At 47.3% G+C, this 20978-nt stretch carries 17 protein-coding genes; 8 read left to right on the top strand and 9 right to left on the bottom strand.

Annotated features, from left to right (window positions below; genetic code table 11):
* Window positions 1-20: 20 nt before the first annotated feature.
* Window positions 21-1415, bottom strand: coding sequence for an MFS transporter (locus ACQG22_RS02780; RefSeq protein ID WP_095907298.1), 1395 nt, complete (start codon window positions 1413-1415; stop codon window positions 21-23).
* 50 nt (window positions 1416-1465) lie between these two features.
* On the bottom strand, window positions 1466-2554 hold the full coding sequence (locus ACQG22_RS02775; protein WP_369706830.1) for a cellulase family glycosylhydrolase: 1089 nt from the start codon (window positions 2552-2554) through the stop codon (window positions 1466-1468).
* 185 nt (window positions 2555-2739) lie between these two features.
* Between ACQG22_RS02775 and ACQG22_RS02770 the strand changes: the two genes are divergently transcribed.
* Entirely contained in the window at window positions 2740-3747 is a 1008-nt protein-coding gene (locus ACQG22_RS02770) for a LacI family DNA-binding transcriptional regulator (protein ID WP_252000048.1), read from the top strand.
* On the opposite strand, the gene fosA is transcribed toward ACQG22_RS02770, so the two are convergent.
* Window positions 3733-4158 (bottom strand): FosA/FosA2 family fosfomycin resistance glutathione transferase, encoded by a 426-nt coding sequence (gene fosA / locus ACQG22_RS02765; RefSeq protein WP_108453449.1) that lies wholly within the window; start codon window positions 4156-4158, stop codon window positions 3733-3735. The genes ACQG22_RS02770 and fosA overlap by 15 nt on opposite strands.
* A 199-nt stretch (window positions 4159-4357) precedes the next feature.
* On the opposite strand from fosA, the gene trpS reads away from it, so the two are divergent.
* Complete coding sequence (trpS, locus tag ACQG22_RS02760) at window positions 4358-5362, top strand: tryptophan--tRNA ligase (protein ID WP_336340409.1); 1005 nt, start codon at window positions 4358-4360, stop codon at window positions 5360-5362.
* Window positions 5363-5937: 575 nt separating this feature from the next.
* Complete coding sequence (locus tag ACQG22_RS02755; RefSeq protein WP_108453447.1) at window positions 5938-6309, top strand: hypothetical protein; 372 nt, start codon at window positions 5938-5940, stop codon at window positions 6307-6309.
* A 10-nt stretch (window positions 6310-6319) separates the two neighbouring features.
* Here the strand turns inward: ACQG22_RS02755 and ACQG22_RS02750 are convergent, their stop codons facing one another.
* The 4 genes from ACQG22_RS02750 to ACQG22_RS02735 form a co-directional block, all read right to left on the bottom strand.
* A complete protein-coding gene (locus ACQG22_RS02750; protein ID WP_226858092.1) occupies window positions 6320-6787 on the bottom strand; it encodes a hypothetical protein in 468 nt (155 codons plus the stop codon).
* A gap of 9 nt (window positions 6788-6796) precedes the next feature.
* Window positions 6797-7060: a hypothetical protein gene (locus ACQG22_RS02745; protein WP_045902479.1), complete on the bottom strand. Its 264-nt coding sequence runs from the start codon at window positions 7058-7060 to the stop codon at window positions 6797-6799.
* Window positions 7035-7550: a DUF2778 domain-containing protein gene (locus ACQG22_RS02740; protein ID WP_306295015.1), complete on the bottom strand. Its 516-nt coding sequence runs from the start codon at window positions 7548-7550 to the stop codon at window positions 7035-7037. The genes ACQG22_RS02745 and ACQG22_RS02740 overlap by 26 nt, the downstream gene beginning before the upstream one ends.
* Window positions 7551-7732: 182 nt before the next feature.
* Entirely contained in the window at window positions 7733-8200 is a 468-nt protein-coding gene (locus ACQG22_RS02735) for a SymE family type I addiction module toxin (RefSeq protein WP_108453446.1), read from the bottom strand.
* Window positions 8201-8826: 626 nt separating this feature from the next.
* Here ACQG22_RS02735 and dptF point away from each other — a divergent pair.
* Genes dptF through ACQG22_RS02710 form a run of 5 tightly spaced genes read left to right on the top strand, consistent with a single transcriptional unit; the run spans window position 8827 to window position 18570 of the window.
* Window positions 8827-10476 (top strand): DNA phosphorothioation-dependent restriction protein DptF, encoded by a 1650-nt coding sequence (gene dptF / locus ACQG22_RS02730; protein ID WP_047737558.1) that lies wholly within the window; start codon window positions 8827-8829, stop codon window positions 10474-10476.
* Window positions 10477-10480: 4 nt separating this feature from the next.
* Complete coding sequence (gene dptG / locus ACQG22_RS02725; RefSeq protein ID WP_047737553.1) at window positions 10481-11806, top strand: DNA phosphorothioation-dependent restriction protein DptG; 1326 nt, start codon at window positions 10481-10483, stop codon at window positions 11804-11806.
* On the top strand, window positions 11787-16850 hold the full coding sequence (dptH, locus tag ACQG22_RS02720) for a DNA phosphorothioation-dependent restriction protein DptH (protein ID WP_369706831.1): 5064 nt from the start codon (window positions 11787-11789) through the stop codon (window positions 16848-16850). Before dptG ends, dptH begins: the two co-directional genes overlap by 20 nt.
* 45 nt (window positions 16851-16895) lie before the next feature.
* Window positions 16896-17408, top strand: coding sequence for a hypothetical protein (locus ACQG22_RS02715; RefSeq protein ID WP_200920855.1), 513 nt, complete (start codon window positions 16896-16898; stop codon window positions 17406-17408).
* Window position 17409: 1 nt separating this feature from the next.
* Complete coding sequence (locus ACQG22_RS02710) at window positions 17410-18570, top strand: DGQHR domain-containing protein (protein WP_426711482.1); 1161 nt, start codon at window positions 17410-17412, stop codon at window positions 18568-18570.
* A 50-nt stretch (window positions 18571-18620) separates the two neighbouring features.
* Here ACQG22_RS02710 and dndE read toward each other — a convergent pair whose 3' ends face one another.
* Both dndE and dndD read right to left on the bottom strand, forming a co-directional pair.
* Complete coding sequence (gene dndE, locus ACQG22_RS02705; protein WP_187210651.1) at window positions 18621-18977, bottom strand: DNA sulfur modification protein DndE; 357 nt, start codon at window positions 18975-18977, stop codon at window positions 18621-18623.
* Window positions 18977-20977 (bottom strand): DNA sulfur modification protein DndD, encoded by a 2001-nt coding sequence (gene dndD, locus ACQG22_RS02700; RefSeq protein ID WP_047737536.1) that lies wholly within the window; start codon window positions 20975-20977, stop codon window positions 18977-18979. The genes dndE and dndD overlap by 1 nt, the downstream gene beginning before the upstream one ends.
* Window position 20978 lies beyond the last annotated feature (1 nt).

Here is a 20978-nt window from a genome sequence, read left to right as displayed (position 1 = left end):
ATGACAGGCACCCACCTGGATTAGTTCGCCGGAGCCGGGCGCTCCAGCCGCTTATTCTCCGCGCAGCTATTTTCTATATGATGCCTGCGCTCCGCCAGCAGCCGACAAATCTCCGCATGCTTCTCCTCGGTAAAGGTAAAGCGCGACATAAAGCCCATGCGGATCAACGAGCCAATCGCCGGTAACAAACAAATCCCGAAGAACAGCCCCGACAGCACGCCTTCGCTCTGAAGTTGCGCCTGCGGCACGTAACCGATCATCGTCAGAAACACGCCGATGAGCCCACCGCCCACCGCCACCGACATCTTGCCGGTAAAGGTCTGCCCGGAGAAGGTGATCGCCGCGCAGCGCTTGTGGGTGTGGTACTCCGCGTACTCGATGGTGTCGGCAATCATCGACGAGGTGAGGATGTTGGTCATCATCACGAACAGCGTGCTCAGGCCGAGCAGAATAAACAGCATCGTCACCTGCTGATAGCCGATGAACCACATCACCACGCGCACCGCCACGTCCAGCCCGCAGAGGATCATAAACAGCTTCCGCTTCTGCATCCGGCGCGTCAGCATTGGGGCCACCAGGCACAACACCGCCGCCACAATCCCCATCACGCCAATCGCCATCTGCAGGCTGCCGTCGCCCAGGTTATTGATAAAAAAGTAGATATACAGCCCGCCCGCCACGTTGTGGAACACGCAGAAAAAGAACGACAGCAGGACAATAAACAGCGGCTTGTTCTGGCGCAGGTTGTGGAAGGTGTCGCGGATGGTCACCTTTTCCGGGCTCGGCGGCACGCGCTCTTTGATCTGCATAAAGCCGTTGAGCATCAGCGGCAGGCCCACCAGCATCATCACCAGCGCCGCCATAAAGTAGCCTTTATCATTGCTGTACTGGGCGAAGAACGCCGCCAGCTTCGGGAAGAAGATGTTGGCGCAGGCAATGCCCGCGTTCACCCCAAGCATCGCCGCCGTCACCGCGCGGGTGCGCTGGGCGGAGTCGTTGGTCATCACCGACGACATCGACCAGAACGGGATATCGGAGATGGCATACAGCGTCCCCCACAGGATATACGTCACCCCGGCGTAGAGGATTTTGGTGGTCATGTCTGCTTCGATTTTATAGAACGACAGCAGCGTGACGCCGGTGATCAGCAGCGGCGCAATCAGCAAAAAGTGGCGAAACTTGCCGAACCGGCTGTTAATGGTGTCCATAATGCTGGCAAACAGCGGATCGTGAACCGCGTCCCACGCGCGGGCAATCAGGAAGATGGTACTCGCCGCCAGCGCCGAGATCCCCAGCACGTCGGTGTAAAAATAGTTAATAAACGAACCCACTAAACCAAAGCTAAAACACTGACCTAAACCATAGCCAAAATAAGACCACAACTCGCGAGACGGTATTTTCATTGTCATTGCCATTGTTATATGCCTGCCTGGTTGCCCGGCGGTCGGCCGCCGGGTCGATATTATTAGCCCTGGACTTTCGGGGCGATCTTGCGCAGCTGCTGCATTAATGCGATTTCACGGCGTGAGAACGGAATGCCGTTCTCCTCGAACACGTCGTGGAACCAGAGGCGGCAGTAGTCCGTGGACTCCTTCATCACCACCGGCCACGGCAGCCACGTCTGGGTTTTGCCGCGCACCAGCCCCCACTGATACGGCGCGACCTTCGCCGCGTACATCAGCGGTAGCTGCTCCTCGATGGTGCTACCCACGTGGCGCGCCAGCCATTCGGTGCAGAACAGCGGCCGACCAAGCTTTTGCAGTTGCTGAATAATCGCCGTCATGCGGCCGGTGTGGGTGTAGGCGTGGAAGCTCACCACGTCCGAGAGCGCCAGTGCGGTCTGGTCCAGCGGATGCTGGAAGAACGTCTCGCCCTCCTCTTCCGGCGGCAGACGCCACGCGCAGACGGTGAGCGGCTGGGTTGGGTCTTCTTCACGCACCCACTGGAACGCCAGCTTCATCAACTCGTGCGCGCAGGTCTCCAGCTTCGCGTCGTACTGCACCTCATGCGTGCCTGTCGCGAAAATGCCGCGGTTGCCCGGCTCGTTATAGAGATCCCACAGCAGCACGCGCTTATCCTCGCGGAACTGGCGGACAACGTCGCGGATATAGCGCTCAATCTGCGGCCAGCAGTCGGGATCGCACACCTTGTCGCGCCCCGGGCTCGCCGCCGCCTGGCTGTTGTGCTTGCCCGGTACCGGCGGCTTTTGCGGGCCGAGATACGGCTCGTCGCCGGAGAAGCCGCAGTCGTCCATCAGGGTCAGCATGGTGCTGAAGCCATGACCGTCAGCAATCGTTAAAAACCGGTCGATGCGCGCCATCAGCCCGTCGCGGTCGTGCTCCCAGACGATAAACGGCAGATTAATGCGCAGGGTGTTATAACCCGCCTCCGCCGCCCAGCCCAGCTCGCGCTCGATGGTGGCGGCATCGAAGGTCTCTTCCTGCCAGATATCGGTCCAGTTCACCGCCGTCGACGGCAGGTAGTTAAACCCGCACAGCCAGCCTTTTTGCTGATACCACGCCTGTGCCTGCTCCCTGCTCCACTGCTCTTTCATTACGCATCCTCTTACTGATAATATTTAGCTAATAAATATTAGCTGCGGGATAAATGCGCAAATCACGGCGTTTAGAAAAGCGACGGCCCTCACAAAGTTCACGCTTCGATGAATGAGAAACGTGATCGACGGCGCTAAAGCGTGCGGTTAGGGTATGATGCGAAATCGCGAAAGGGAGAGGACGGATGAAGCGAAAAACGAAAGTGACGATGAACGATATTGCGCGGGCGGCAGGGGTATCGCAGGCGACGGTATCACTGGTGCTTAACCAGTCCCGCAACATCAAGCTCAGCGACGACACCCGCCAGCGGGTGATTAACGTGGCCACTGAGCTCGGCTACGACCGCCTCCCCGCCGTTCACGCCCCGCGCAACCAGGAAGAGATCGCCCTGCTGGTGAGCTCCATGCAGAGCTTCGACCCGTTTATCGACGCCATCAGCCAGGCGCGGGAAGCGGCGTGGCGCAACGAGACCCTGCTCACCGTCTACGACTACGGCGACGACATCGAGCTGGCGCTGAACATCATCCGCCAGCTGGAGAAGCGCAACTGCATCGGGATTATTCTCGCCTCCCCGGTCACCACGCTGGTGGACATGACGGCGTTCCAGGACTGCACCCGCATCCCGCTGGTGCTGCTTAACCAGCGCGACCCTGGCTCGCCGCTGCTGCCGTCGTTTATCCCGGACGACTACGCCAACGCCTTCCAGGTGACAAAACATCTCATCGCCTGCGGGGCCACGCGCATCGCCCACATCACCGGCGAGAGCTGGATGGAGGCCTCCCGCCAGCGTCTGGCAGGCTACCAGGCGGCGCTGCAGCAGGCCGGACTCGCGTGCGACGACAGCCTGGTGCGCCAGACCAACTGGCAGTTCAGCGAATCCTTTACCGCGACAGCTTCCCTGCTGGAACTGGCCGAGCGCCCGGACGCCATCTTCTGCGCCAGCGACTGGCTGGCGATTGGCTGCTATCAGGCGCTGGCGGTGAACGGCGTGCGCATCCCGCAGGATATGCTGCTGGCGGGTTACGACGACCAGAAGATCTCCGAGCAGCTCACCCCGCCGCTGACCAGTATCCAGCTGCCCTACAGCGAGCTGGGACGGCTGGCGGTGGAGTACCTGTGCAATCAGGAAGATGCCGCCACGCACGTGACGCTGGCGGGCAGGCTGAAGGCACGCGCCTCAAGCCCCGTCTGAGGTAAACACCATGCCCGCATAGGGCTTCTCGCGACACGCCGCCAGCCGCGCGGCGAGGCTGCCCACGTGCAGCTCCAGCTTGTGCCCGTCCGGGTCGAGAAAATAGAACGACGCCCCCTCGCTTTTGTTCTGCTTCCAGACGATGACGCCCGCCTGCTCCAGCCTGTGCGAGAACGGTTCAAAATCCTCTTCCGCCAAGGTAAACGCGTAATGGGTGTAGTCGCTCTCCTGCGGCGGGACATACTGGCGCGCCTCGTCGTACGACAGGCAGACCCACAGATCGCCGCAGGTGAGATAGGCCCCGGTATTCCAGCGGGCATGCAGCGCTAACCCCAGCAGCTCGTGCCAGAAGGTGACGCTTTTTTGCAGGTCGCTGACCGCGAGGGTCAGATGGTTGAGAGATTGCAGCATGACGTGCCCTTTTGTTTTTCGCGCCGGACGTGGTACGGTAAAGAGATGAACATAAACCACGCCGTGCTCACCGTAAACCGCTGGTGGCTGCCTTCTTAAAGGCGGCACGGAGTAGTTTTCCCCATTTTCAGATAGCCGCCGAAAGGCGGCTTTCACATTTCTAAGACCCCTTTCGGCAACTGCACATTAAGGAGTCTTTATGAACCAGCAAACCATCCTCACCGGCGACCGTCCAACCGGCCCGCTGCACCTTGGCCACTTCGTCGGATCGCTGCGCCAGCGCGTGGCGTTGCAGCAGACGCACAACCAGTTTGTGCTGATTGCCGACCTGCAAGGCCTGACCGACAACGGCAGCAACCCGCAGAAGATCCGCGACAATATCCCCGAAGTGCTGGCCGACTACCTCGCTGCGGGCATCGACCCGAACCTGACTACCATCTGCCTGCAGTCCGCCCTGCCCGCCCTCGCCGAGCTGACGATGCTGTATATGAACATCGTCACCGTCGCCCGCGTGGAGCGTAACCCGACGGTGAAAAACGAGATTGCGCAGAAGGGCTTCGCCCGCTCGCTGCCGGTCGGGTTTATGGTCTACCCCATCAGCCAGGCGGCGGACATCACCGCGTTTAAGGCCGAGTGCGTGCCCGTCGGCGACGACCAGCTGCCGATGATTGAGCAGACCAACGAGATTGTGCACAAGATGAACAGCCTGCTGCCCGCCCCGGTGCTGCGCCACTGCAAGGCGATGCTGAGCGACACCAGCCGCCTGCCCGGCATCGACGGCAGCGCCAAGATGTCGAAATCGCTGGGCAACACGCTGCACCTTTCGGCCAGCGAAGAGACCATTCACCGTGCGGTCAGCGCCATGTACACCGATCCGAACCACCTGAAGGTGAGCGACCCGGGGCAGATTGAGGGGAACGTGGTGTTTACGTACCTCGACGCGTTTCATCCGGACAAGGACAAAGTGGCGGCGATGAAGGCGCACTATCAGGAGGGCGGGCTGGGTGACCGGGTTTGTAAGAACGAGCTGGAGGCGTGTTTGCAGGAGCTGATTGCGCCGATGCGGGAGCGGAGGGCGATGTATATGCGGGATAAAGGGGAGCTGATGGCGATGCTGAAGCGCGGAACGGAACGGGCGCAGGGGGTGACGCAGGAGACGTTGAGGGAGGTGAAGGTGGGGTTGGGGGTGCCGGTGTTTAGTTAAGTTAGGTTTAGCGGTGGAGTGCGTGGGAAGAGCACGAAGCCGCTTTGTAGCCGATTAAAATAATAGTTAAAGCGCAAGAGCCTCTTAAATGCATTATTAGTGAATGTCGTTTGTCATCCGACTAAGAGCACGATATTCATAGACTCTTTATATTTTTAAACGTCGCGACAACTGTTATGAGCAAGTTTATTATTTCCATGCTGAATACATTACTTTGCGTTCTAGTGATCGCGCTATGTCTCATTTGCATGGGTGTCACTGATAACTGGAAAGACTGCACTATAGTAATAGTCCTCATTTTAGGATGCGCACATTTCATGGCAATTTTAATTAATCGTGTATTGCCTCATAAGTTATCTATTTTAGATGGAATACTGGAATTAGTAGGAGGACCACTATTAGTTATTGGGGTAATTGTGTGCATTCATGTATTCGAACCCTGGCCGCTAAAAATCATTGGGATGTTTGCATGGGTTGTTTTGATTTTCTTTGGACCATCAATAATAAGTCCCAGGCGTTAATTCGGTCTCTTTATAAATGTCTGCACCATTTCTTCCCCCATGGAATCCAACATAATGAATCCCACTCTTTCGCAGGTCATTGAGGTTGTACGTCAGTCCTCAGGACATCATCGCAAGCGCATTGATGAGAACACCCTAATCGAAGCCGACCTCGATATATGCGGCATGGATGGCGATGCCCTGATTGAAGACTGCGAGGAAGCGTTTGGCGTTACGCTTGTCACTGAAGAAGATGGTTATGAGAAAACTTTTTCTCTCGCTGAAAACGAGTTTCTTTTTAGCACCGAGGGCATAGATTACTTTGGTATCTGCCGTTTAATTCGCAGGTTGCGAGGCATTCCCGAACCTGTGATACGCGATTTAACCGTTGGCGAACTCCATGCTGCATTGGTTAAGGCTCTGAAAGAGCAGATAAAACACAAGTGATTTTTTCTTACTACGGGCATGGGATAACATGCCCGTTACCTATCACTTTGGTCAGTTCAATCTCACCCGTAGCCGTATTGAAGTACAGATAAAAAAAATCTGCGTTTAACCGTTCGGGTTTCGACCAGACCTCCTTCACTTCCAGGCTACGCTTTTCCTTCACATACCCTAACGTTTCGAGATAAGCGCGCAACGGCGCAGCACTGGTAGCGCCTTTAAAAATGATACTGTTTGAAGGTTCGTAACCATCGCCCGAATGCGCCTCAAAATAATAGTCGTCCGTTACTTTAGGGGCGTTTTCAATCTCCCTGTCTGTCAGCAGGTGGTAGTGGAAAAAATCGTTTTCTGTATAAACAGTCGTGTCATCAGAACCGTATGCCACAAGCCAGACAAACAGCCATCCGAGGATAAATACCGTGGCAGTCGAAAGTACGCACCACTTCAGGACTTTTGACGGGATTGTCGAAAAAAGCTTCAATGAAATATCTCATGCCCGTTTCAGGCTGCATATCTTTCGGATGGCGAACATCAGTAGCGCGGTAACGACGACCATCATCCCACCCAATACCCACAGGAATGATGGGTCTGCTTCACCATCAGCAAACCCCAGACCGGTACGATTTAAAAAATCATTGCTGGCTTGAGATAAGTAATCGAGTAAGCCTCCCAGAGGAAACAGGACAATAAAGAAGGAAGCAATGAGGCATGCCAGACCAATCAGGATATTATTTTTTAACTTTGCATGAAGCATAATCGACCCTTCCTGTTACATCTATACGCCCATATGCCATCAACCCTTTGCCACCAGGAACACGAATCTTCTTACGTGCGAGCAAAGATTGTCTGACCAGCTGAAAATCAGGGATATTATAGAACGTTATGCATCCCCACGACTCTCCTTCGCCATTCGGCCTCAATGGGTGAAGCCTAAATGATCCTCTGTCGACCCCATTCACAAATACGTTATCAGCCATGGTCGATGCATTAAACAAGCCGAACCATTCAGAATGATCGGTCCCGTTCTTTAAGTCTTTTACAAATCGCCCAACACGATTAGCAACACTTCCTTCCGGTGAATCAACGATCCAATATGTACCCACCGGTAACGCAGCATTCCTGATAAAGGCGCACTCTGCAATATTGGTTACGGGTTCGACACCTGAAAAAACAGGAAATGCCCCAACCCCATAGACGTGTAATGTCAATGTTCTTCCATCTGCGGAGACATCGTTGTAATCCATCCTACAAATTTGCATAGCAATCCTCCCTGTCGCTTTGCGGAGAATGTTACAACCGATTTATTGGGTGCACCAGCGGAATTAGATAACTCATTTAAAAAAGAAAAAATACGGGCATGTGTATTCAAGCCCGTATTAACTTATCCTTTTACATGATTAAGGAAGGGATATTTTAGATGTTATTCTTACTCTGCCAGACCATTTCTGCGCTTCACCGTCGGTATATCCCCAGTATCATTCAACGCACCCGGAAATGTTTTTAACCACTGCGCGACTTTCTGTTTATTTATATTCACCACACTCATCCCTTCCAGACATCCCCATAATTCTCTTGTATGCTGTGGCGTAATCACAATGCAGTCTTTCATGGCGCGGATTTTTACCGGCATACCGTTGATAAAGCCTGCACGGGTTAACCAGTCGCCGCCCAAAAGAAGGTATTTCATGTCTATGCGTGCATACAGTTCGCAGCAGGCTGCACTGTCCTGCGGCGTTTCCGCGCGGGGATGAACGGGTGCCGCGTTGGGCGGGTTGCCATGCAGACGACGGGCGCTGTTTTTGCGTACCAGCTCGCGGTTTTCAATCATGCCGGTGAAAGCGTCTGATTCTGTTTTGCAAACAGTAAACTCTGGCTTAAAATTCGTCGCAGCCATTTTCAACTCCTTGTAAGTTGTTTGTGGTTAGCGGTATGGGGGTGTTGCAGCACCTTCATATCGCGAATTCCTCGTTAAATATTCTTTGATACTTCCTTTGCCGTTCGGCGTAATTTCTGGTGCTCATTATACAGGGCTGAATATAAATACAGCGGTTTGGTGTGGGATAAATTTTGAATTTGCGAGGGGGATTCAGGAAATACTGTTGGGGAAATAAGGTGGTGTTTATGGGATGTGGATAAATTACTTCACTTTTTGCAAGCACTATTCCTTTACTTTGTACGCAATGGCTTCCCAGGAAACCATATTTGCAGGGTGCACACTTTGTTGCAATTTCACATAAGCAAGTTTTTTTAATTTTCTAAGAAAGCACCAGACATTCCAAAAAACATTTTTTTACATGAAGAGCTGATGATTTCAGGAATGGCAAATTTACCTGTTTGCCGGAGCAGATAATTTCATTTGGTTATTATTAGTTTTTCATCATTGCTGGGGCTAATACTATTTAACCCTTTCATTCGTTACACGAAAAACACGCTTCCCTAACTCGATAACAAAAGTCCTATAGAGATCAAGGAAAAGCTCGTATAAAATAGGCGAATTCTTACTTTAGAGAACATGAAGTTATGAGCGCGATCACATTACGTAAAGCGTTAGGTGTACTTGCGAAGTCATCTTCGTTTTCTGTAACCACAGAGACTCATCGGCAAAAGGATGTGTTCGATGAGCTAAAAGAACAACTCTTTGTTAAACAAGAGATTGAAGAAGAGTTACAGCGTTATCTGGATACCGCTGCTCCCGGTGAGATCATTTTTCTATGCGGAAGTAGTGGCGATGGGAAATCCGAAATTTTAACCCGCTGTAAGTCAGAACCACGATATCAACAGAAGTTTAGTTTCCATCTGGATGCGACACACAGCTTTGCGCCTCAACAATCAGCCATTGATGCGTTGAATGATTTATTTGAAAATCATCATTCGCAATCATACCCGCTCCTCATCGGTATCAACACCGGGATGCTCGCCAACTTTGCCAGAGAAGGTTCTGAGTCCCATATGGCTATCCGCGCCGCTATTGACTCATTCTTGTCATCGCAACAGGAAGGCCACCGTCCTTACCGCAATGAACATTGTACATTCTTTGATTTCGAACATTATCCAAAGTTCGAGTTTGACGAAGAGCAGGAATACTCCCCTTTTATCAAAAAATTAATGAATCACTTAACGGGGAATGACGACAAAAACCTGTTTTACACAATTTATCAACGTGATGAATCAATAGGACATGATTTAAAAACCGTTGCTAACTTTAAACTACTGTGCATGCCCGGTGTTCAGAATGTTTTAATAACACAGCTATTTAAAGCCCGATTAATAAAAGATCAATTTGTTACCACAAGAACCTTATTGGATTTTTTACATCACCTGCTGACAGGGCCTGGGTATCTGTTTGATAATCTGTTTAATGGTGCAGAAAATGATCTAATTAAAAAGGTTTCTGATTTTGATCCTGCCAGATTGCATACATACGAGATTGATCAATTTATTTTGCGCTATGAGCTTGGATTAGTTGATCCCGAACTGGATGATTTCCTGAGTACACTTGCGAAATTACATCTTACGTTTGATCGTCAATGTGTTAAGCCTGGTGATGCAGCTTCCTTAATTAGACTTTTCTGGCTACTACAACATGAATCTTTAGGAAATAACTATCACAAAAGATTCTCTGTATTCTTTAAAGAAGCTCTCTTTGAGCGTTATTCAGAGATTTGGCATCTTCATAAAAACTATACCGCAGATCCGGAACAAAAAAGAACACTAAATCGCTTTTACTCTTTCGAGCTTATCGCTGGTATTCAGCGTTACGCAAACCGTAAAGCACCTGAACTGAGTACCCAAAAAGAAGAGTTCTTTTTAGGCGAATTTGGTGGGATTAAAATAACAGCACCTGTTGCGCTGAAACCGGACTGGGATTCCATTCTCAAGAAAAATACAGCCCATACAACTTGTTTCGATATCTATTTAAAAGTAGGACAAGATCCGCTGGATCCGATTCGGATCGGTCTTAACTTATTTGAGCTATTGAGCAAACTGAATAATGGCTATCGCCCTAATAAATATGATAAAAGTGCAATTGTCTTACTGGACGAAATCGTTGAACTAATCGCAGAAAAGGCAAAATCCAGCAGCGAAATCAAATTTTATGATGGCCTAAAGCGGGTTTATAGTGCAAGAGCGGACGATGACATGATTACTATCAGTGGCATGGAGGGATAACATCATGTATCCCATTGCAACAAATTTAAAAGTTAGTAATAACCAGCTGGATAGCTACCTTCCAATACGTAATAAGAATAACAATATTGACTGGCAAATCGTAACAGGTTTAGTACTAAGCTATGCCGTGAAGTATAAAATCGATACTTACAGTCTCGAGCAGTTTCGCGAGGATTGTAAAACTCATCTGCAAATATTGATCGATGAACCCGCGTTCTTGTCCGTGCTGGAACGGATGTATTTTTCCAGTCAGGATATTTTTCGTGTATCTCCCCTTTTCTTGCTGTTCCACGCTCAGTTTGATGGTGAAAAGATAAGTGCAGGCTCGACTGCCGACAAACGCCTTGGAACACTGTTTGCCAATTTGATGAGAGATTTTAGCCTTAATCACCCGATACAAGATAAGTTGAATTTTATTGAAAAAGAGATGCTGAATAAGCTCAATAAAAAATTAATCCGACTGGGTGAGGGGCCATTTGCAAAAGAAAAACCTTATTTACCCTATCTGGTAACGTGTTTTCAGTCTGATTTGGCGTTTCTGGCAGAGCATCCACAATATCTTTTGCAGGAACTGACCAATACTCTACGTTTGTACGCCTTTAGTTGGTGCGCACAACTGGCGCTCAATCTGGACAACTGGCAAGACGGCGAGCCGCAGAGTAAATCATTGTTCTTTATCCTCGATACTGAAAAAGCTAGCTCAGAACGAGATAAAATAAAGCTCTTCGGCTATAAGTGGTTTGCCCGCCAAAGTGAAAAATTGTTCCCCATACTCTCTGCATTAGAGGTATTACAAGTAAAAGGTGAGGAAAAGCGCCCTCTTTGGCAGGTATATCAAGATTGTTTAGGTTATTCAGATACATCGAATCGAGTACTGAATGAACTCAATAATTATATACAGAAGTTTATCAGTAAGGAGGAGCGAGATCTTCCTGAACGCGATCGTGCTACAAACCTGGAAGATGCCTTTAAACAGCTGTTATCTGTTGCCGTTGAACAGTTTCAGGGTAAAAAAACCGAGCGAGCAGCGGTAAATCGCAAATACATCAACGAGCTGGAAAGCCAGATTTGCACTGACTTCATTCAGGTTCGTGGCCGAGCGGGCAAAGTGCTGGTACTGAACCAGGATAGACTACTGCTACTAACTAACCTTACCGTGGGTAAAAACAAAAAACTCCGGCTACATGAGCTGCTACGTGGTTTTGAGCAACGCGGATTTTATCTGGATAACCAGTCTACACAAATGCTGGTTGCGTTTTATGAACGCATGGGGAATGTGGAGAGAATGAGTGACAGTGGAGACGCCGTATATGTCCGTAAAACAGTATGAAACCTATCTGGCAGAAACCTTCATTGAATGGGTTAGCAGCATCATCCAGCCTGGTGAGCGCTACCAGTTTAAATCTCCCGATCCGGATAACGCCTTAAAGCTCTGGAATGCTTTCGACTCTTTAGCGAATGGAAATAAACTAGAAATTGCACCGGGGCAATATCTTACCTACGTCCAATGTAATAATATCCAGCTTATTCCGGTACTGCACGGCACCACTACCCCTGCATTCACAGAAAACTATATTTCTCATTTACGCGATCAGGTTTCTGGCCGCAATGGCATTTTTGCCCAGACAGCGTTGTTGATTATCCACAACAGCATGCTGGATACCTTACTCAATAGTACCAAAGATGTCGCTGCACCGGATGCTATCTGGCACCCAGAAACCTTCCGTCACCAGCTCGAAAAGTTAATCACAACGGACAGCGCCCGTTCTCAAGTATCCCGCTGTTTGCTGGGCGATCAGTTGACAACAATATTGGATGAAGGCGCAACGGTTTTTGGATTTTCATCGTTATACCGTCTGCTGGACGACGGCAATCTGGATTTCTCAGAGCTAAAGTTATTCAACGATAATAACCTGCTGAATTTTAGTGATAAGCAGTTGCGCGCCCGGCTCAATGAAAACCAAAAGTTATATCGCCAGATAGAGGACAGTGTTGAACGCTACAGCGGGCAACTGGAGAATGTACTAACTGAATTTAGTGCAAAATTCATTCAGGAGCATTTCGTTGACAATGACGATTGGCGTGAACTTGATTTCTCCGTCTACCTGAATGAAAAAGCACAAAACAGTGAACAGAAACTGGTGTTGGAAAACATTACTGCTGAAAACGGTGAGGTCTGGCAAAGAGCCAAAAGCACCAGTAAAGCAGGTAAACGAGATATCAGTGTCCTGGTTCAGGTTCTACCGGGGCAGTCACACGTTGAGCTGGAGTTTATCTTCCAGGGTAATGACCTTCAGGACAATCAGGTAAAAATTGCTCATCATCGTCCGTTACAGAAGGAACGATTCTGGCGTACTAGCCGGCTCGGGGGGAGAAACTCTAAGATACTGGCATCAGTGCCTTTTGATGGTCGGCCCTGCTTATTTAGTCTCGAAATCATTAACCGCAATAACTCAGCAGAAGAGTACAAGTTTCGCCTGCTGTTAGTTGAACAAGGGCAATTCTGGCTTAATGAAATCCAGCATTGTTATCGTATTGAACCTGGTAAAGGTCAATTAACTCTGCAACTGGAAGATAATGAGTTACGTATTGCAGAGCTCGGCGACAAGACCTGTTTACTTGATGAAGAAAGTGATGATGTTGATTGCCGCCATTATGCACTCGTTAATTTTGAAACGCTGGCGAATCAAAGTGAGCTGATCAAATTTACCTTGATTTCAGGTGACTCCCGTTTACTGTTTAACATCGAAGGTCCAGGAGCAGAGGAAGGATTAACCCTGCCTCTGCTTTTTGATCAGGGTCGTTTCAATAAACTCTTTAAAGAAGAAGGGAATGCAACCTGGAACAAGTTGAAAGGTCGCGTCATCCTGGACAATATCGAACATAATGTGGTTGGTGTTCGCCAGCAGTTGCTTATGCAAGAGTACGCCCTGATCGAGCGTAATCTGCTCAGCACTGGCAGTAAAGGTAGTGAGTTTGCACTGGATGAGCTTCTGGCGAGCTATCCCGACCTCCATAATGCGTACCACCAATTGTTCGTTTACTATCAACGTCGAAATACCCTGCCGAGTCTGGTGTCATGGTCAGCGGAATATCGTGTATTAGTCAGTCACATGATCGCTACTTTTGAACAGGCATTACAGCAAATCAGTCTAAGCAGAGCATTAACCATCCAGGAAAAAAGTCTGTTACATCTCGGGATTTGCCGCGGCGACGATTATGAACGTCTCTCGCCTCTGCACCCATTGGTAATGGCTTATCATTTACAGCTAGCTGAAACTATCATCGCTGAGCCCGTATTCCCCACATCAGCTTCATTTGCTTCATTACCAGAGATTACTCTCGATCGTCTGGTCGTCTCTGGCCTAATGCCATTTGTGTATCATAGCGAACATGAATACGCACAGTTACAACCGATGGTAGAAAACCGCTTCTGGATAGATATTGTTCCCCAGCGCCAGATGAGCCACGAATATGTTAAGCGTCTGGTGAAAGACAAGCTAAACGAATTTACAGATGCCTATTCTCGGCTGTTCCAGAGTGCAGGAAATAATGCCCTGGTTATTAATGCTATTAATATGGGAGAAGCCAGAGAGCTATTCCTGGGACTGGTAGATTATTTTAAGCAGGAAAAAGATAACGCAATTTCGATACACGTAAACTGCTATGACGAACGTCTGCTACCCAATGCCTTTGACCGCTTTGCCGAAAGCGGCAGCTATGAACAACTTAAAAATGATCTTGGTCTGAACAGCGGTGCGTGGCGTTCTGAAGCCGATATGTTGATCGATCTGCTTCGCAGTCGCTTAACATTCAGCAAATTTATCCTGCCACCGGAAAGCGATCAACTGGCTTACGCCCATCTCGCATTTTTCACCAACACCGCACCGGTTGATTGCCGCCAAATTCGCATTGAGGATGCTGCCAGCGGGGTTTTATGTCATGGCTTGATTGCAGGCGAAGGGGCTGAAACACAAGGCGATGCTTACTTTACCGCGTTTGGTCTGCGTAATGTCGATACTGAATCGTCTTGCGCCCTGCGTCTCGCCCGCTTGTTAGGCTGTCTGTGGCAACCGGCACGGCAGAGCAACAGCCAGTATCACGGTCAGGGAATTAGTCTGGCTGTCAGCGGTAACTTTAAGCAACTGCTGAATCGCTCTTATGATAGCTCTCTCTGGACCACAATTATCGACCCTAAGGTCACACTCGATTTCTTTACTAGTCAAAAAGATGTCGTACTAATTCATTACTCTGACCAGTACACCAGTTGTGCTGGTTATGACGCCGTAACCGTCACAAAACAGGTTGAGTTGTTCCTACGTCTCCTTCAAACAGGACAATCCACCGTTGATAGCCAGCAACTACTTGCTGAATTTAATGCCTTTAACGGTGAGTGGCTGTTGAAAATGTTGCGTTCAAATGAAAAGGAGCGCAAAGAAAAACACGGCATTATCGGTGCATACAAATTCGTACAGTCTATGCTGCTCCAGTCAGATATTTGCTGGATCCCACTGTCAGTAGCTGAGATGATCCGCGTGTCCGGCAACGTCGGGCTGAGAATGAAAGAAAGCGATTTATCGCGCCATTTACAGGGTTATCAGAAAGGAGCGATCTCTGACGATGTGCTCTTTGTCGGCTTCAAAGATAACAACCTGTATCTGTTACCACTTGAAGTAAAAACAGGAGCTCGCCCCGATTACAACCATGCGGGGCAGCAGGCCCGCGAGCTAAAACGCTATTTACAGCAAGATATTCTTGGGCCACAAACTCTAGCATCACAACTATACCGGGCACTTTTTATCCGCCAGGTATTAATGCAGGTAGAGAAGTTGCGTCTGTATGGTGTACTGGATAACGACAAGCTATCCCCTCTGCTGGAACGACGTGAATGGTGGCTCACTGGCGACTATCAGTTAGGTGAGCTTGCTGATTATGCAGAAGGCTTTGTGGTAGCGCATGTAGACAGCGGAACCTGTTTTGATCTCTCTTATAAAGAAACGGCAGAGAATATTCTTCAGATCGAAATCCCCTATTCATTGCTTCCATCGTTAATTGCAGCACAAGGTGATCAACCTCCACTAGCTGAACGCTATCGGATGCCGGAAAAATATCTGCTCAAATCAAAGTGTGATGTCAATTCTTCACATCCAGTACAGGTAGCAACAACAACTGAGCCGCAGCCCATTTCTGTGCTGGAGCTTCCACAACCTGAAGCATCGGCACTAACCCCCAGTAATGTCAGCAATACACCATTACAGGTCTTGTTTGGTCATGATGCTGTGCGTCAGAATCCATTGTACTGGGAGCCAACCAACACCGCTAAGTTCATGAATACTAATACCGGCATTATTGGAACAATGGGCACCGGGAAAACCCAGTTTACTAAATCGCTGGTTACGCAACTGATGCGCAATCAGTCCTGTAACGTTGATGGTAAACCAATTGGCTTGTTGATCTTCGACTATAAATCCGACTATGTGGATGATGCGTTTCTGGAAGCTACGGGAGCTAAGAGGTATCAGCTATCATTGTTACCTTACAATCCGTTATCGTTATTTGGTGATATGCCCATGTTACCGAGGCATACGGCCATGGCATTCGCTGAAACAATGGGCAAAGCGTATAACCTTGGCGTAAAACAACGCATGAAGCTGGTTACGCTAATAATGGAGTGCTATGACTTAGCAGGAATAGTGCCTCATGATCGATCAACATGGAATCGTATAGCACCGACTATTGAAGATGTGTGGCAGCAGTACCTGGCACAAGAAAAAGTCGACGAAGATTCATTATATGCTGCGCTTTATAATCTGGCTGGTTTCCAGATTTTTGAAACAGATCCAGAGAAGATGACCAGTTTGTACGATCTGGTTGATGGTGTCACAGTTATCGAACTCGCGGGTTATCCATCAGAGATTCAAAACCTGGTAGTTGCACTGACACTGGATCTTTTTTATGCGCAGATGCAAAAGCGTGGGAAACCGACGGTGCGAGGTGATTATCGCCAGTTAACCAAAATGATTCTGGTTGATGAAGCCGATAACTTTATGCGCCAGGATTTTGCTAGCTTGCGTAAAATCCTTAAAGAAGGCCGTGAATATGGTGTAGGGGCGATCCTCTCAACACAAGAAATTACTCACTTTAAAACAGGCGAGAATAATTATGCTTCTTATATTCTCACTTGGGTAATTCATCGAGTTTCTGAGATCAAGAATGCTGATATCAAGGCAGTATTCAACCTTGATGATAAAGGCGAGCAGGAGTCTTTGATGAGTCAGATTCGACAGCTAGAGAAGCATTTTAGTCTGTATATAGATGGGGATAAAAAAGTCAATAAAATGCGTGATCGAGCATTCTGGGAGTTAATACTTTAACATGTCAACTTTACATAGTATGGCCATGTGATTATGAGGATAAGCATGTCAAGAAATTGTACTGTTCACTGGGCTAACTTATGGTCTGATATCAAGAGGCTATGCCCTAGATTTATACAGCCAAAATTTGTTTTTATATCCATTGTTACTCTTTCAGTATCGACTTGTGGCATTTGGATTGGCCCCTTGTTTTTAGACGATAACTCGCAGATCGGTTTTTCTATTTTTTCTTTTATCATTGCAACATTGGGTGTTCTTGCGGCTGAGAATTTATTAAAAGAGGATGATGACTGCCATTCATCGGAGGATAAGTATCGAAAGCAAGTGAAAGTATCCTTTTCTGTATTTCTATGGGTTTTATCACTAGTATTTTCATTCTATGGTTTGAAAAACAATGTAAATACTGCATTAATAATTTCTTTCCTCATAACATTATTGCTTTGGCTTTCCATTACAGTAGTAAAAACTGATTTTGACACACCTACGAGTCCAGATGATACCGTGAGAAAAGAATTATCTAATATTCAGAGTGATAGTGAACCAGGGGATGGATTATAAAATGTCAAAAGATTTAGTACTTCATGCATTAAAAATTTCTCAGCCCTATGGTGATTTCTTTCAAGTTGTTATTTCTGCAGCAGACCTACTCAAGTGTACTTATGTGAATCAAGCTCAGGTAGAAGATGGTGAAATAACTGGCGTTCAACGAAAAGAATCAACTCCAAGGGCTTTGGATATAGCAAAATTCATAGATTCTGATGAAGCAGCATTTCCAAATTCAATAATTTTATCAGTTAATTATGATGAAAATGATATCCCAGCACTCGAGGAAGACAAGTGGCGATTTGAGCCTGTCGATGACTGTTTGTATAAATTAACAATACCAAATATTAATTTAAAACTGTGTTCTGTTATCGATGGACAGCATCGCTTGTTGGGATTTAGTTACTCAAGTAATAAAGATATTCAGTTACCATGCTCAATTTATGATGCTTTACCCCCTTCAGGACAAGCATCAATATTTTCTACAATAAACTTTAATCAGCAAAAAGTACCGAAAAGTTTAGCATATAGACTTTTTGGATATTCTCTTGATGATATATCTAGGGATTACTGGCCACCAGATTTACTCGCAGTATATTTTAGCGAAAAATTTAATAAAACAGAAGTTTCACCATTCTATAACAGACTAAAAAATAGAATATTGAAAGAAAATGTGGAGAAAGATTGGTCTATTTCGTCCTCAGTTTTTATTGATGGGGTATTATCTTTGATATCTAAGAATCCAAGATCAGATAGATACACTATAAACTCAACCAATTCCAGAAGTAGTGAAAAAGGACGCGGGCGACTTTTAGATGCTAAAAGAAAAGACGTCAGTCCTTTGAGGGAAATATATATAGACGGCAATGATCGTGCGATTGAACAAGTAATATTCATTTTCTTCAGCACCGTAAAAGATATTTTCTGGAGCGAAGAGCTTATAACAAAAAATACGGTTCTTACGAGATCTATTGGTATTTCTGCACTATTCCAATTTCTTAGGCAGAAATTATTAGATATGAATGAGATCAACATTGTCAATGTTAATAATCTCTGCTTTGCATTGAGAAATATTGACCCAAATGAATTTACTAAACAAGAGCTTTATCCTTCAACAAGTGTGGGGAAAAAGAAAATATATGATTTCTTAATTGCTAATGTGGCAAGTACTCAGTGAAAATTATGCATCCATCTATTATAAAAATAGTAGATGGATGCGTCTATAAGCTATTTTACTGATAGTGCAAAATTTTGTAGACTCCGGTGGTTTCTCAGTGCCGCAATCCCATCCTCAACATGTGCAGCCCAAGCTTTTATCATATCTTTCGGTGCTATCTGTGGATAAAGCATCTTCAACACCAATTCCGTAGTCTGCAATGTCTCCCCCAGCCACGTAATTTTATCCAGCACCAGCGTACCATCCAGCTTCTTACTGTCTCTCTCCGGCGAATAGCGAAACTCACTCTCTACCGAACGGAAAAATGCCAGCCGGGCTGCAATATTGGGGGTGATCCCTGTATACCCTTTGAGCTTTTTAAGCTGATCTTCAGTCTGACGGCTAAGCGCCATTCGATTTGGGAGCATCAGATAGCCTCCTTAGTTAATTCCCAGAAATAACCTGGTTTCAGCGTTGACGATTTAGTATGCGCATTAAACACAATCTCATAAGCATGAGAGATATCATCACGCAACTGATCGACAAAATAACGCTCATCTACTTCAGTATCGGTAGACAGCAATACAACCTGATGACTGGCTTCCGGGAAGTAGTGGTTAATCAATTTATCACGATGCTGAGAATCCAGACGTCCCAATGGCGTATCAATTATCACTGGTAAATCACGACCAGAGGTTTTCGCCAGCGCCTCAAGAATAGCAATTGCATAAATCTGTTTTTCACCAGCAGAAAGTAACTTACGGTTAATTACTGATCCATTCTCATCAATTAATTCAACATCAAACGTTTGAGGGTTGATATGCGCACTAAGTTGTAAATCCTCTTTGCGAGCCAACTTACGGTAAGCAAGCTCAAAGTTTGTAGACAGCGTTTTAACTCGAGCCTGGGTTAATACATCACTGTAGCGATCGAGTAAGTTTATCGTTTCCTGAGCATTCTTAAACGCACTACTATAACTGTGCTGATAACGAGCGGCATCATGCGCTTTTTGAATCTGGCGAACACAATCCAGTTGCTGCTGTTTCGTGCGTTTAGCATCTTCCAGCAATGACCGATATTTCTGCAATTGGGCTTCGCGCTGCCTATCCAGGTCACGTAATTTCTCAAAGAGATCCATCAGCTGATCATCTTCAGGAGCACGGGCAATATTAGCAGCCGCTTGTTCTAACTGTTGTTCAATCTCAGATAACTGTGTGCGATAAAGCTCAAAACGCTGCCATGCTCTTTTACTATCTATCTCAATAGACTGTTGAAGCATACCAGCTTCACGCTCAGAGATGTCAAAGAGCAAATCACCTTTTGGTTTCGTTGCCATATAATCTTTTAGATTATCGGTAATCGCTTCAGCTGCTATTTTGCCAGTCCCCGCAGAACGAAATGCAATATCATTTCTGAGTTGCGTTAAAAACTGGCTCAGCTCTTTTTCAAAGCTTTTTGCCTGTTTAATCTGCGTTTCATCAGCAATTTGTTGCAGCAAACGAGACAAAATAGTGGGCGCAAGCGCATAAGGTAGCGAGCCATCGCATTCTTGTCTCAGTGCTTTTTCCAGATGTTCTTTATCTTTTAGCAGCGTTTCGACTTTCTGTTTTTCCTGCGCTTTAGTCTGGGCAAAAGCGCCCCCCTGAGCATTTAGCAAGCCTTCATAACGGGTTATATCTTTAGACAGGAACTCAATCCGCGATTTGGCAAAATCGGCGCTTTCCAGCAGTGCTTCTGTCTGGCAGGCTAATTCTTTACTCTGTTTTTCAAGCTCTGCAATCTGTTGTTGCTGAGAACTTGCTAGCTGGCTGGATTGCTGACGCTTAACAAAAATCATTAAATCGTTACGCAGTTTAGAGATGAGATCCAGCCCCAATAAGCGTCGTACGGCAGTACGTAAAATATTACCGGATTCGTCCTCAGCAAGTTCTGCAATTTTCTCGCCATCGAAAAAGAACAAATCAGCAATGCCATGCGGAATTAACTCATTTAGAAATCCCTGGCACTGATCGTAATCCAGCTCACTGAGTGGCTGCCCATCCTGTTGCAGAGAAAGGCGGTCCCTCTTCCCCTTTTTCCAGGTTCGCGTAACGGTAAATTCGGCCTCATGACCGCCTTTATTATAGGTAAACGTCAGTTCTACAGATGCTTCTTCCGGCTGCTCAATATAGTACGCGCCGTTATGAATCAATGCGCTGAGTTGTTCGATATACTCTTGCTGTTGCGTCGCTAGCCCAAACGCCAGTCGTCCATACAACGCTATGCGGATCGCCGACAGGATAGACGTTTTCCCTGCGCCGTTTAAACCACCAAACAGCACAATAGGTCGTGGATTCAAATCGTGCGGACGCTTTCTGGGTGCCAGATCAATGGTATGTGTACCGTTAAATACCCGAAAATTATGTAATACCAGCTGTTTAATGAGCACG

Origin of the sequence: Enterobacter cloacae complex sp. 309I3 (genome assembly GCF_050031595.1) — a bacterium.
Classification (GTDB): Bacteria; Pseudomonadota; Gammaproteobacteria; order Enterobacterales; family Enterobacteriaceae; genus Enterobacter; species Enterobacter cloacae.
The sequence above is the reverse complement of the archived record's forward strand: the minus strand, read 5'-3'. Positions and strand labels throughout refer to the sequence as shown.